The organism is Flammeovirga agarivorans (genome assembly GCF_012641475.1).
Lineage (GTDB): Bacteria > Bacteroidota > Bacteroidia > Cytophagales > Flammeovirgaceae > Flammeovirga > Flammeovirga agarivorans.
Genome location: NZ_JABAIL010000005.1, coordinates 407896 through 421529 on the forward strand (window position 1 = coordinate 407896; position 13634 = coordinate 421529).

Annotated in this window: 15 protein-coding genes; 14 read left to right on the plus strand and 1 reads right to left on the minus strand. The window is 32.8% G+C overall.

The genetic code is table 11. From position 1 onward, the window contains the following. The first annotated feature begins 58 nt into the window (after positions 1–58). Positions 59–1453, plus strand: coding sequence for a hypothetical protein (locus tag HGP29_RS17785; RefSeq protein WP_168883468.1), 1395 nt, complete (start codon positions 59–61; stop codon positions 1451–1453). On the opposite strand, the gene HGP29_RS17790 is transcribed toward HGP29_RS17785, so the two are convergent. Further along, entirely contained in the window at positions 1445–2143 is a 699-nt protein-coding gene (locus HGP29_RS17790; protein ID WP_168883779.1) for an arylesterase, read from the minus strand. The genes HGP29_RS17785 and HGP29_RS17790 overlap by 9 nt on opposite strands. 98 nt (positions 2144–2241) lie before the next feature. On the opposite strand from HGP29_RS17790, the gene HGP29_RS17795 reads away from it, so the two are divergent. The 13 genes from HGP29_RS17795 to gmd all read left to right on the plus strand — a co-directional run bounded on the left by HGP29_RS17795 (position 2242) and on the right by gmd (position 13398). Beyond that, positions 2242–2682, plus strand: coding sequence for a hypothetical protein (locus HGP29_RS17795; RefSeq protein ID WP_168883780.1), 441 nt, complete (start codon positions 2242–2244; stop codon positions 2680–2682). A 145-nt stretch (positions 2683–2827) separates the two neighbouring features. Next, positions 2828–3349, plus strand: a complete 522-nt coding sequence (locus HGP29_RS17800; protein WP_168883781.1) for a DinB family protein — start codon at positions 2828–2830, stop codon at positions 3347–3349. A gap of 27 nt (positions 3350–3376) precedes the next feature. Continuing rightward, positions 3377–4114 (plus strand): NRDE family protein, encoded by a 738-nt coding sequence (locus tag HGP29_RS17805; RefSeq protein ID WP_168883782.1) that lies wholly within the window; start codon positions 3377–3379, stop codon positions 4112–4114. A 115-nt stretch (positions 4115–4229) separates the two neighbouring features. Next, positions 4230–5114 (plus strand): ATP-grasp domain-containing protein, encoded by an 885-nt coding sequence (locus HGP29_RS17810; RefSeq protein WP_168883783.1) that lies wholly within the window; start codon positions 4230–4232, stop codon positions 5112–5114. A gap of 62 nt (positions 5115–5176) precedes the next feature. Continuing rightward, the gene (gene recF, locus HGP29_RS17815) at positions 5177–6274 is read left to right on the plus strand and encodes a DNA replication/repair protein RecF (protein WP_168883784.1); all 1098 of its coding nucleotides are present in this window, start codon (positions 5177–5179) and stop codon (positions 6272–6274) included. Further along, positions 6261–6602, plus strand: coding sequence for a DUF721 domain-containing protein (locus HGP29_RS17820; protein ID WP_168883785.1), 342 nt, complete (start codon positions 6261–6263; stop codon positions 6600–6602). The genes recF and HGP29_RS17820 overlap by 14 nt, the downstream gene beginning before the upstream one ends. Positions 6603–6607: 5 nt before the next feature. Then, positions 6608–7693 carry a mannose-1-phosphate guanylyltransferase gene (locus HGP29_RS17825; protein WP_235958318.1) on the plus strand — a complete coding sequence of 362 codons (1086 nt, stop codon included), beginning with the start codon at positions 6608–6610 and terminating at the stop codon, positions 7691–7693. A gap of 107 nt (positions 7694–7800) precedes the next feature. Beyond that, positions 7801–8853: a hypothetical protein gene (locus HGP29_RS17830; RefSeq protein WP_168883786.1), complete on the plus strand. Its 1053-nt coding sequence runs from the start codon at positions 7801–7803 to the stop codon at positions 8851–8853. Positions 8854–8932: 79 nt separating this feature from the next. Next, a complete protein-coding gene (rfbA, locus tag HGP29_RS17835; protein WP_168883787.1) occupies positions 8933–9805 on the plus strand; it encodes a glucose-1-phosphate thymidylyltransferase RfbA in 873 nt (290 codons plus the stop codon). 1 nt (position 9806) lies between these two features. Beyond that, the gene (gene rfbC, locus HGP29_RS17840) at positions 9807–10364 is read left to right on the plus strand and encodes a dTDP-4-dehydrorhamnose 3,5-epimerase (RefSeq protein WP_168883788.1); all 558 of its coding nucleotides are present in this window, start codon (positions 9807–9809) and stop codon (positions 10362–10364) included. After that, entirely contained in the window at positions 10357–11217 is an 861-nt protein-coding gene (gene rfbD / locus HGP29_RS17845) for a dTDP-4-dehydrorhamnose reductase (protein ID WP_168883789.1), read from the plus strand. Before rfbC ends, rfbD begins: the two co-directional genes overlap by 8 nt. Before the next feature lie 56 nt (positions 11218–11273). Continuing rightward, positions 11274–12284, plus strand: coding sequence for a dTDP-glucose 4,6-dehydratase (gene rfbB / locus HGP29_RS17850; protein ID WP_168883790.1), 1011 nt, complete (start codon positions 11274–11276; stop codon positions 12282–12284). A gap of 1 nt (position 12285) precedes the next feature. Then, positions 12286–13398 carry a GDP-mannose 4,6-dehydratase gene (gene gmd, locus HGP29_RS17855; RefSeq protein ID WP_168883791.1) on the plus strand — a complete coding sequence of 371 codons (1113 nt, stop codon included), beginning with the start codon at positions 12286–12288 and terminating at the stop codon, positions 13396–13398. Positions 13399–13634: the final 236 nt, after the last annotated feature.

Sequence of the window (13634 nt, forward strand, 5' to 3'; positions counted from 1 at the left end):
ATATTGAAGATAAATACACCATCTTCCTATTTTTGTGACAGACTTTAATAAATATACTATGAATGAATTTGAGGTATATCTAACAAAAAAACGTATTGATCATAAAGCTTTCAAAGAGGCAGAACCCGACCGTTATACGGAATGGGATTCTTTATTTATGCAGGTACACCCAAAGAGTTTTACACAGCAAAAGCTCTTTTTGATAAATCAAATTCGTAGACGTTATTGGTTGGAAGAGGCAGTTAAGGTAGAAGTTGAAAAACCAAAAGCGAAACCTAAGCCTGTTGTTAAAAAGGCTGTAGAGAAAGCAACTACATCGGAAGAGGTGAAAACTGATTCGTCTTCAGAGAGTAAGCCTAAGTTTAGGCCGAAGATGAAGGCTCGTCCTGTCGTTAAGCAAGACGAAGGAGATGCAGCTGTTACTAAACCTTCTAGGCCTGTAATGAAAGCAAAGTCGGAAGAGGAACCATCTCAGAATAAACCTTCTAGACCTGTCTTTAAGAAAAAAGCAACTGAAGAGTCTAAAGGAAAAGTAGGTAGACCTGTAATAAAATCGAAGAAGAATGTAGAGGAGACAACTGAGAAAGAAGCTCCTAAGAAAGCCCGTCCGGTCTTTAAGAAGAAACCGAGTGTGAAAGGGTCTTCTTCAGAACCAACGGAGTCATCAGCATCTTCAGAAAGTACCCCAAAGCGTGTTCGTCCCGTTTTTAAGAAGAAAGTGGAAAGCTCAGCTGAACCGATACCCGAGGAGTCAACAGAAGAGGTGAAGCCTAAGAAAGCCCGCCCAGTCTTTAAGAAGAAACCGAGTGTAGAAGAGTCTTCTTCAGCACCAACGGAGTCATCAACATCTTCAGAAAGTACCCCAAAGCGTGTTCGTCCCGTTTTTAAGAAGAAAGTGGAAAACTCAGCTGAATCGGTACCTGAGGAGCCAATAGAAGAGGTAAAACCAAAGAAAGTACGACCGGTCTTTAAGAAGAAACCGAGTGTAGAAGAGTCTACTACAGAGCCCACGGAGTCATCAGCATCTTCAGAAAGTACCCCAAAGCGTGTTCGTCCTATTTTTAAGAAGAAAGTGGATAGTTCAACTGAATCGGTACCTGAGGAGCCAATAGAAGAGGTAAAACCAAAGAAAGTACGACCGGTCTTTAAGAAGAAACCGAGTGTAGAAGAGTCTTCTTCAGAACCAACAGAGTCATCAGCATCTTCAGAAAGTACCCCAAAGCGTGTTCGTCCTGTTTTTAAGAAGAAAGTGGACAGTTCAACCGAATCGGTATCTGAGGAGTCAACAGAAGACGTGAAACCAAAGAAAGTTCGTCCGGTCTTCAAAAAGAAACCGAGTGTAGATACGGCAGAGAAATCACTAAAAGATGAATCTCCTAAGGAAGAACCATCTAAACCTAAACGTATTCGACCTGTCATTAAACCAAAGAAAAAAGACAGTGATTCAGAGTAATGGTTGAAGACTCTTGAATACAGTGTTGGCTACAATTTTAGCTCCTTCAACATTTGGGTGAATTCCATCAGCTTGATTTAATGAAGGTTCTCCGGCAACACCTTCAAGAAGGAAAGGAAGTAAATAAGTATTTTTTTCTTTTGAGATTTGAGGGTAGAGTTTTTCAAAAGCTTTAAAATAATCATCTCCCATATTTGGAGGAGGCAATATACCTGCAAGTAATATCTTACATTGTGGATTGACCTTTTTCACCTTATCAATAATTTTTTCGAGATTATCTTTTGTGTTGTTGGGATCAATGCCTCTAAGAGCATCATTACCACCTAGAGAAAGTACAAATATATCGGGCTTCTGTTGGCCAATAATCCAGTCAACTCTACCTAAACCACCAGCAGTAGTTTCTCCGCTTAATCCAGCATTAACTATAGTATATGGTAACGCTAACTTGTCAATTTTTTGTTGTATTAATTGGGGGAATGCTTGTTCCTTTTCCAAACCGTACCCAGCAGTTAAGCTATTTCCAAAAAATATGATTGTCTTTTTAGAAGAAGTTTCATCAGCTGATACTGTAGGAACACTAGTATTTGAAGCTTGATTTTGATCTTGTTTTTCTTCATTAGAAGTAGAACAACCCATCAGTACAAATATTAATTGAAATAGTAATATTGAAAAAGTGCTATTTTGCTTCATTTCTTGCAAGGGTATTTTCTTGATTTATTTTGACCTCTTTTTTCAAAGATAGGATAGTAAATTGTAATAGACTTGTTAAACCTAATTATTTCTGACATATGCACAAAGACTTCTGTACCCATAAAGTATTATCCTATTGGGCTCTTCGAATCGTACCCTCTGTCATACTTTTACAATCGTTACTTTACAAATTTGGAGATGATGGTGCTTACGTATATATTTTTTTAGAAATGGGCCTTGGAGATGATATGCGCCTCTTGTTTGCTGTTTTAGAATTTATTGGAAGTATTTTCCTAGTTCAATCTGTGTATTGTAGATGGGGTGCATACATAGGCATTTTTGTGTCTTTATTGTCCATCATACCTTTTGTGTTTTTGGGATTTGAGTTACCCGTAGAAAACAGTTTTGCATCTGGTTTACAACTTTTTGGAATGTCATTGGTAGTATTAATGACCTCTTTACTTATACTAGAACAAGAATTAGGTAGAATTCAGAAAACTTCAAAATCAACACAAAAAAAAGAATCATTAACGGCCTAAATAGTCGTAGATGATGTTATATTTTATAAACTATTGATGATATCGGGAAAATTCGCCTAAAAAAGTCAATAGAATCTTCTTAATTTTGGCTATACTCAGTATTTTTAAAAGAGTATAGCTAATTTTTTGCTCTTAATTTACTTGCATGAATAATAACGTTAAACAATCTGCAATTGAGCTATGTAAACAGCTTAAGAATTTATTGACTCAGATATCAGAAGAACAATTTATTGCACCATTAGATTTATTTTCGGGATCTTCTATTGGGCAACATACTAGACACATTATCGAATTTTACCAATGTTTAATTGATAGTGTGAAAAAAGGAGAACAGATCTGTTATGAAGATAGGCAGCGAAGTCTTACCTTAGAATCAGATAAATACAATGCATTAGCTAAGATTGATGAACAGATTTCATCTTTTTCCCAGTTAGATAACTATACAGAAGATGTAGTCTTAAAAGTGAAAGATTACGCTCAAAACTTGGAAATGAATGAATGGTCGTCACCTTCAACAATTTCTCGCGAAATGCATTATTGTAACGAACATACAGTACATCATTTAGCAATTATCAAAGTGGGTTTAATGCATTATTTCCCAGGGTTAAACTTGAATGATAGCTTTGGAGTCGCTAAATCAACTTACGCCTACAGAAAAGGTAAATAACTCATTCTACTTTATTTCAATTAACATATGTGCACCCTAACTTATATACCTCTATCATCAACATCTTATTTGTTCACATCAAATAGAGATGAAAGAAAAAGCAGATCTTCTGCATTTGCGCCAACGATTCATGAGAAAAATGGAGTGTCTTTTATCGCACCAATTGATAGTCAGGCATTGGGTACTTGGCTAGGAGCATCAGAAAACTCAAGAGTAGTTTGCTTATTAAATGGAGGATTGAAAGCACATATTCCTACTCCACCATATAAACATTCGAGAGGAAAAGTGGTGATTGATTCTTTGTTAGCTGTTGACATTGAATTGTATTTAACCACATATGACTTTAATAATGTAGAGCCATTTACGCTGATTGTCATTGAGAATAAAGACGAGTTATCAATCATACAATTTATTTGGGATGGACAAAAATCATATCAAGAATTTTTAGATCCAGCTAGTCCACATATTTGGTCATCAGTTACATTATATAATTCAAACCAAACAAAGAAAAGGAAAGAGAAGTTTTTAGATTGGTTATCCTCATCTGAAAAAAATGCTCAAGAAATTTTAGAAGTTCATGAGAACTTAGATCATGAAGATTCTTCTACAATAGGACTATCAATGCAACGTCCTCAATATTGTACTGTGAGTACAACTCAATTAAAAGTGACAGATCAGAGGGTGGATATGATGTATCATGATCGTAATTCAACTCAAAAAGATTTTGCTCATTTGCCATTAACAGTTTATAATCATGAATCTTAAACCCAATTTAAGATATCGTTTATTTAAGTGGGAGTTCTGGCCGTATTATGTTTTTTATATACCAGTATACTTTTTCTACTTTCTTCTATCAGCTCTTTCGCGTTCCTTAAGTTTTATGACTTTGGCTAACCCCGGGATGAGATATGGTGGCTTTTTCAGCTATTCTAAATATGATGTACTTAAACAACTTCCTGAAAAATATGTACCTAAGTCAGCTTTCTTTACAGTAGCTCCTACGAGTAAAGAAGTAAAGAAAGAAATGAACAGATTAGGACTAGAATACCCTGTGATTTTAAAACCTGATGAAGGAGAAAGAGGAAGTGGTGTAGAGAAGATAAAGAATGACCAAGAGTTAGATGAATATCTATTAGCAAATTCCCCTAATATCATTTTGCAAGAATTTATTGATGCTCCAAATGAGTTTGGAGTGATGTATGTAAAATATCCATCACAAGAGAAAGGAAAAATAACATCAATAGTATTCAAAGGTGAATTGTATGTAATCGGCGATGGTGTTAGTGATCTAATTACATTGTTCAAAACTCACCCAAGGGCTCAACTATATATCGATTTCCTTAAAGAATTTTACAAGGATCAGCTGAATATGGTCATTAAGAAGGATGAAATATTTATGTTGTCAAAGATGGGAAATCATTGCCGAGGAGCGATCTTTAATGATGCAAATTACCTTATCGATAAATTGGATGTATCACTTTTCGACTCAATATCAGAATCTATAGAAGGTTTTTATTTCGGTAGATATGATTTAAAAGCTAAAGATGAAAATGCTTTAATAAACGGAGATTTTAAAGTAATGGAATTGAATGGTGTAAATTCTGAACCAGCACATATTTATGACCCAGATAACTCATTGATGAGAGCATATAAAGATCTATTTCGTCATTGGTGGAGGATCTATAAAATAAGCAAAGAAAATAAAGAACAAGGATATACAGAAACTCCATTCCCAACATTAGTACAATCTCTTATGAATAAATAAGAAGTATATCTAATTGAAAAGATAAATATTTTTATTTTTGCAACTCAATAAAGCAAAGGTAAATGTATTTAGAGCGGTTGTATCTAAGAGATTTTAAAAATTACAAGGAACTTTCTGTTGATTTTACGGAAGGGGTAAACTGTATTGTCGGTCCTAATGGGGTAGGCAAGACAAATCTTTTGGATGCCGTTTATTTCTTATCCATGACTCGTAGTGCGTTTAGTTTTACAGAACAGCAGAATGCAAGACATGGTGAGAAAATATTCGCTTTGTCTGGGAAATTTTATAAAAAAGATGATCCTGATATGGTAGTATGTCAGTATCAGAAGCCCAAAAAGAAATTTAGCTTAAATGGTAAGGAGTATCAAAAGTTTAGTGAACATTTTGGTAAATACCCTTGTGTATTAATAGCCCCCAATGATACTGATTTACTAAGGGAAGGTAGTGAAGTCAGAAGAAAACACTTTGATAGTGTCATTTCTCAATTTGATAAAGAATACCTAAAAGCATTGATAGATTATCAGAGAGCAGTTTTACAGAGAAATGAACTGTTGAAAATGTTTGCTGAGAAACGTCAAATACCAAATAAAGATTGGGTTGCTCCTTACGATCATATCATCTTACAAAATGCAAAGATAATTCATCACAAGAGAAAGAAGTTTGTTGAGAAGTTTCATGGTTTCTTTCAGGAGTCTTATTCTTTTTTATCAGAAGAAAGAGAAGAAGCTTCTATCATTTATAAATCTGACCTTTCTAAAGAAAATTTCGGACAAATTTACGCTGAAGCTTGGGAGAAGGATGTACATTTACAGAGGACAACAAAAGGAATTCATAAAGACGATTTTGATTTTCAATTGGCAGGTTATCCTTTAAAGAAATATGGATCTCAAGGACAACAGAAATCATTTATCATCGCTATGAAATTAGCTCAACATTATTTGTTAAAAGAAGCATTAGAAGTAGTTCCAATTCTATTATTAGATGATATTTTTGATAAACTGGATGATAATAGAATAAAAAAACTCCTAGAATTGATAAAAGAGAAGAAATTTGGTCAAATTATTTTGACCGATGCTCGACCTGAACGGTCTAAGAGTTTAATGGAAGAAATAAATACGGAATCTCACTTTATAGAAATAGATCATTTTGTCGGAAAATAAGAAATCTGTATATCGATTTAGAAAGAAGACACCGATACCTAAAAAACATGAAACTTTAGGTATTGGCGATGCTATGCAACAATTTGTAAAGTCTCTGAAAAAATCACACAGCTATAATGAAGCTATTATTAGTAAAGTTTGGGGTGAAGTAATGGGACATACTATTGCCTCAAGAACTTTAAGTATTAAACTAAGAGGTAAAGTCTTATATGTTAAATTAAATGCTCCTTCATTAAAAAATGAATTAAATATGGCAAGAGAGCATGTTGTCAATAGAATTAACCAAAGACTAAGAACTGAAGTATTAACAGAAGTAAAATTCACATAACTATTATGTCTGAAAATAAAAATAATTACGTAGTTATTATGGCTGGTGGTGTAGGAAGTAGATTCTGGCCATACAGTAGAGAAAGTAGACCTAAACAGTTCCAAGATATTTTAGGGACAGGAAAGACAATGATTCAAATGACCGCTGATCGTTTTGAAGGTGTTTGTCCTAATGAAAATATTTTTGTGGTAACTAGTCGCGATTATAAAGAAATCACTTTAGAGCAATTACCATTTCTTTCAGAAGATCAGGTGTTATGCGAGCCTATGCGTAGAAATACAGCACCTTGTATTGCTTATGCGTGTTATAAAATAGGATTGAAGAACCCTGAGGCAAATATCGTTGTAGCACCAGCTGACCATGTTATTCTGGATGTTCCAGAGTTTCAACTAAGGGTAGAAAAAGCATTACATTATGTGGCTTCTCATGATGTGTTAGTTACTTTAGGTATTCGCCCAAATAGACCAGATACTGGGTATGGTTATATTCAAGCTTTGAATGATGAACGACTTGAAGTACTTTACAAAGTAAAAACATTTACCGAAAAGCCTAATGAAGAGTTGGCAAGGGCATTTGTTTTAAGTGGTGACTTTGTTTGGAATGCAGGTATTTTCGTATGGAATGCTCAAACAATTAAGAAGTCATTTAAAGAAAATCTTCAAGACGTAGATCAATTATTTTCTTCTATTGAAGATAAATTTTATACAGATCAAGAAACGGAAGCAATTGATACAATCTATCCAAAATGTAGAGATATTTCTATCGATTATGGTATCATGGAGCATGCTGACAATGTCTATGTCATGAGAACTGATTTTGGATGGTCAGATCTTGGTACATGGAAATCCCTGTATGAACAAGCGGATAAAAATGAAGAAGAAAATGTTCTTCAGGGTAATGTAATGGCTTATGAGACATTTAAAACTATTGTTAAAACGCCAAAAGACCGTTTAGTAGTAGTGCAAGGGTTGGAAAATTATATTGTAGCCGAATATGATAATGTATTGATGATCTGTAATAAAGATCATGAACAAAGAGTAAAACAATTCCTAAAAGCAGCAAAAGAACAAAGAGGTCCAGAATTTATATAATTTCCTCAGTAAGTTGAAAATATTGACATAATTAGAATTCTAAATTTTACTTTAAGTTTAGAATTCTAATTATCTTTGGCCGTTCTAAACGATTGAATTAGCTAGACATGCAAGAAAACAAGAAAGATCACAATATTAATAATACTTCCAATCAAAAAAATAACGATGAAATAGATTTGATTGAGTTGTTCTCTTTAATAGGGGATAAGATCAAACAATTTTTTACTGGTATTGGTCAAGCCTTTGTAAATTTGTTAATATACTTTTATAAAAAAGTTTATCAATGGAAGTTAGTAATTGGTATTGCAGTGATTATTGGTGGTGTTGTAGGCTTCTTAATGAAAGATTCATCACAATACTACTCTTCAACAGCAACTGTAAATTCCCCATATTTAAAAGGTGTAGATTTTATCACTGAGATTGATGAACTTAATTCTCTATGCACACAAGATGGGCGAGTACTATTATCAAAGCAATTAAATGTACCATTAGAAGTCGCTGAAAATATTTCAGAAATTCAAACTATTGGATATTTCAATAAGTACATGAAGGGTAGGGTAAATGAAGAAATAGCGGATTCATTATATCTTAACTCATTGGAAGACGAATCTCGATTTGAAATAACAATTAGCACAAAGGTAAATTCAATTACAAAGGAGCAACTTCAGAGTGGTTTTGAATATTTTTTTGAAAAAAATAAATTTATTCAAAATTATCAATCTGTTTACTTAACTAGCTTAAAGGAAAAAGAAGAAGTTTACTTAGAACAAAGAAAACAATTAAGAGAGTTTAATGATGCTTATAAAGATATCATTATTGCTCAAGGTGAATTGCTAAGAAAAGGTACTAAAACCTCATCTTCTAATGTAGTTGTTATGAAAGATGAACAGACTGACGGATATATTCGTCAGAGTGGTGAAAAATCTCTTGAAGTTATGTTAGAAGCGAGAGGATTAGAGGATAGTCTAAAAGTTATCAGAAGGGAATTGTCATTACAAAAACCTGTTGAATTTGTAAATAAATTTTCTGAACTATTTACAGTTTCACTTTCGACAAGAGGTAAAACGGTATTAGGAATGTTATTTGGTTTTCTTACAATTCTTGGTTTTGCTGTTTTAGTGGACTTAAATGATTACCTGAAAAAGAAAGCAAACATTTAAGACATGAAAATTTGTATATAAAATATAAATTGCAAGGTGTGTAAATCTAACTTACACACCTTTTTTATATATTAATATTATGAAAGGAATCATTTTAGCTGGAGGTTCAGGAACAAGGTTACATCCTTTAACATTAGCTGTCAGTAAGCAACTAATGCCTGTTTATAATAAACCAATGATTTATTATCCACTATCAACATTAATGTTAGCAGGGATAAGAGATATATTAATAATATCTACGCCTGAACATCTACCGTTATTTAAAAAACTATTAGGAGATGGGACTAAGGTAGGCTGTACATTTTCTTATACAGTTCAAGAGAAACCGGAAGGTTTAGCTCAAGCTTTTATATTGGGTGAAGATTTTATTGGTAATGATAAAGTCTCATTGATTTTAGGAGATAATATTTTCTATGGTTCAGGTTTATCAAAACTATTACAATCCAATAATAATATTGATGGAGGCTGTGTGTATGCATATCATGTAACTGATCCTGAAAGGTATGGAGTAGTAGAGTTTGATAAAAATAAAAAAGCAATTTCAATAGAAGAAAAGCCAATAAAACCAAAATCGAATTATGCAGTGCCTGGATTATATTTCTATGATAATGACGTTGTAGAAATAGCTAAAAATGTAAGGCCTAGTGCTAGAGGAGAACTAGAAATCACTTCTATTAATGAAGAGTATTTAAGAAGAGACAAGCTACAAGTGAGTATTATGAATAGAGGAACTGCTTGGTTAGATACTGGAACTTTTGCCTCATTAATGCAAGCTGGAGAGTATGTTAGAGTTATAGAAGAGCGACAGGGATTAAGTGTTGGGTGTATTGAAGAGGTAGCATTCCGAATGGGATATATAAATGCAACGGAATTAGAAGAGATTGCAAAGCCTCTAATTAAAAGTGGATATGGACAATATATCATGAATATTCTAAAATCAGAAAATCATTAAAATGAATATTGTAGAAACGAAATTAAAGGATTGTTATATCATTGAGCCAAAGGTGTTTGGTGATAGTAGAGGATATTTTTTTGAGAGTTTTCATTTGAAAAAATTTACTGAAGTAACAGGGTTAGCAATCAATTTTGTACAAGATAATCAATCATCATCTTCATATGGGGTAATAAGAGGTTTACACTTTCAAAAAGGGGTACATGCTCAAGCAAAATTAGTTAGAGTTTTATCGGGAAGAGTGATTGATGTTGCGGTAGATCTTAGACCTGATAGTGATACATTTGGGCAATATGAAGCAGTAGAGTTAAGTGCAGAAAATAAGAAGCAATTATTTGTGCCTAGAGGATTTGCTCATGGTTTTTCAGTATTATCTGAAACAGCAGAATTTTCTTATAAATGTGATAATTATTACAATAAGGAGTCTGAAAGTGGAATTCGTTATAATGATCCAGGTTTAGCAATCGATTGGGGTATTAATAATGGTGATGAAATCATATCAGAAAAAGATCAAGACCTTCCATTTTTAAAAGAGTTTAATAAATCAATCTATGGATAAGAAAAGAATTCTTGTGACGGGTTCTAAAGGTCAATTAGGTAGTGAATTGAGAGTGCTATCTGAAGGGGCAAATTGGAACTTTTTTTTTGTTGATATTGACACTTTAGATATCACTGATGAAAATGCGGTAGAAACTTTCTTTATTGATAAGAAAATAAATTATTGTATTAATTGTGCAGCATATACTGCTGTAGATCAAGCAGAAAACAACCAAGAAGCAGCATATAAAGTAAATGTTATAGGAGCCGAAGTTTTAGCGAAGGTAACTGAAAAGACTAATTCTGTCTTATTTCATATTTCTACAGATTTTGTTTTTGGAGGGGAAAAACTAATACCCTATAATGAAACAGATCAAACTTCACCTTTAAGTGTTTATGGGAAAACTAAATTGGAAGGGGAAAAAGCAATTGAGCAAAATACTAAAAGGTATTACATAATACGAACAGCTTGGTTATATAGTTCTTTTGGTAATAATTTCGTTAAGACTATGTTGAATCTAGCAAAAACTAGAGATAGTCTTGGTATAGTAGTAGATCAAGTTGGAACACCTACATATGCCAAAGATTTAGCTCAGGTAATTTTAACTATAATTGAACATGATAAAGAAGAATACGGAGTTCTCCACTTTAGTAATGAGGGAGTAGCTAGCTGGTATGATTTTGCTAAAACAATATTTAATATAAAAGACGTCAAAATAGAAGTAAAACCAATATCTACTTTTGAATATCCAACACCAGCAAAAAGACCTCAATATAGTGTGATGGATAAGTCAAAAATTAAAAATACATTCAATATTTCTATCCCATATTGGCAAGATAGCTTAATTAATTGTCTGAGTTTGATAGAGAGTTAGATAAAGTATAAAAAGTAATTACCTTTGTACCGTTTTTATGAACCAATAGAGTTACTATGACATCAATATTGATTACAGGCGGAGCAGGCTTTATAGGAGCTAATTTCGTCCCCTTTTTTTTAAAGAAATATCAAGACTATAACATTGTTAATTTAGATAAATTGACCTACGCAGGAGATTTATCAAATCTTTCTGAGATTGAAGCAAACCATTCTAGGTATACTTTTATTCAAGGCGATATTTGTGATAGACAACTTATTGAAGAGTTATTTGAACAATATGATATTAGAGGTGTAATCCATTTTGCAGCAGAATCTCATGTAGATAATTCAATTTCGGGACCTGAAGCATTTATAAATACGAATGTTAATGGAACTTTTACTCTTATTGATGTTGCTAGAAAATATTGGATGAATGCACCTTTTGAATATAAAAAGGAATATAAGAATTGTAGATTTCACCATATTTCAACAGATGAGGTTTATGGTACTTTAGGTGAAACAGGTTTATTTACTGAAGATACTCCATATGCACCTAATTCCCCATATAGTGCTTCTAAAGCCTCATCAGACCTAATCGTAAGATCATACTTCCATACATATGGAATGCAGGTGGTCACTACAAACTGCTCTAATAATTATGGTCCAAAACAGCATAAAGAAAAACTAATCCCTACAATTATTCGAAAAGCATTGGCTGAAGAGTCAATTCCAATTTATGGAGATGGTAAAAATGTTAGAGATTGGTTATATGTATTGGATCATTGTAAAGGAATAGATCTAGTGTATCATAAAGGTAAAGTAGGTGAAACCTATAACATCGGAGGAAGAAACGAACGTAATAACCTTTATATTGTAGATAAGATATGTTCGATTTTAGATAGTAAACAACCTTTAAGTAATGGTAAATCCTATAAAGAGTTGATTACCTTTGTAAAAGATCGGCCGGGTCATGATAAAAGGTATGCGATTGATGCCACTAAAATTGAAAACCAACTAAACTGGAAAGCAGACGAAGATTTTGAAAGTGGTATTGTGAAAACGGTAGATTGGTATTTAAGAAGATAATATGAAAAAAGCATTAATTACAGGTATTACAGGACAAGACGGAGCTTATTTAGCTGAACTTTTATTAAGTAAAGGTTATGAAGTTCATGGTATAAAACGCCGTAGTTCTTTGTTTAATACTGATAGAATAGATCATCTTTACCAAGATCCTCATGAGAAGGGAGTAAAATTGAAACTTCATTATGGTGATCTTACAGACTCAATGAATCTTACTAGAATTATTCAAGAAGTGCAACCAGATGAAATATACAATTTAGGAGCAATGTCTCATGTTCGAGTTAGTTTTGATACACCTGAATATGTAGGAAATGTAGATGGTCTAGGTACTTTAAGAATATTAGAAGCTGTACGCTTATTAGGCCTTACTGAGAAAACTAAAATTTATCAAGCATCAACTTCTGAACTTTATGGCTTAGTCCAAGAAGTTCCTCAAAAAGAAACTACACCATTTTACCCAAGGTCTCCATATGCAGTTGCAAAATTATATGGGTATTGGATTACTGTAAATTATCGTGAAGCATATAATATGTTTGCATGTAATGGGATTCTGTTTAATCATGAATCTCCGTTAAGAGGTGAGACTTTTGTTACTCGTAAGATTACAAGAGCAGCATGTAGAATTGCATTAGGTTTACAAGAGACTTTTTATCTAGGAAACCTAAACTCAAAAAGAGATTGGGGACATGCAAAAGATTATGTTAATGCAATGTGGTTGATTTTACAACAAGAAAAACCAGAAGATTTTGTAATAGCTACAGGAATTACAACGACAATTAGAGACTTTGTAAAAATGTCTTTTGCTGAATTAGGTATAGAGTTAGAGTTTAAAGGAGATAATATAGATGAAATAGCAGTAGTGAAATCTGTTGATAACAAAGATTATCCTATTAAAGTAGGTCAGACAGTTTTAAAAATTGATCCTAAATACTTTAGACCTACTGAGGTTGATTTGTTAATAGGAGATCCTTCTAAATGTAAAGAAAAACTTAACTGGGTACCAGAATATGATTTAAAAGGTTTAATAAAAGATATGATAGGATCTGATTTAAAACTATTCAAAAAGGACAGGTACCTAATGGAAGGAGGACATAATACTTTAAATTATTTTGAATAAATTTCAATAAATAAATTATTCAAAGCTTTACTATTGTAGCATTGGTGCCATTTCAATGGCAATGGTTATAAAATGAAAATTTCTCGGATCTAAAGTTCATGTTCTAGCTGGAATTTAGAATAAAAAAAGAAGTAGAAGTCTTCACTATATTAGAATGAGAGGGAACTCTGAATGAATATGTATTTACAAATGAGAAATCTAATAGTGTTTCTAGAGTAGATCTTACATATAATTAT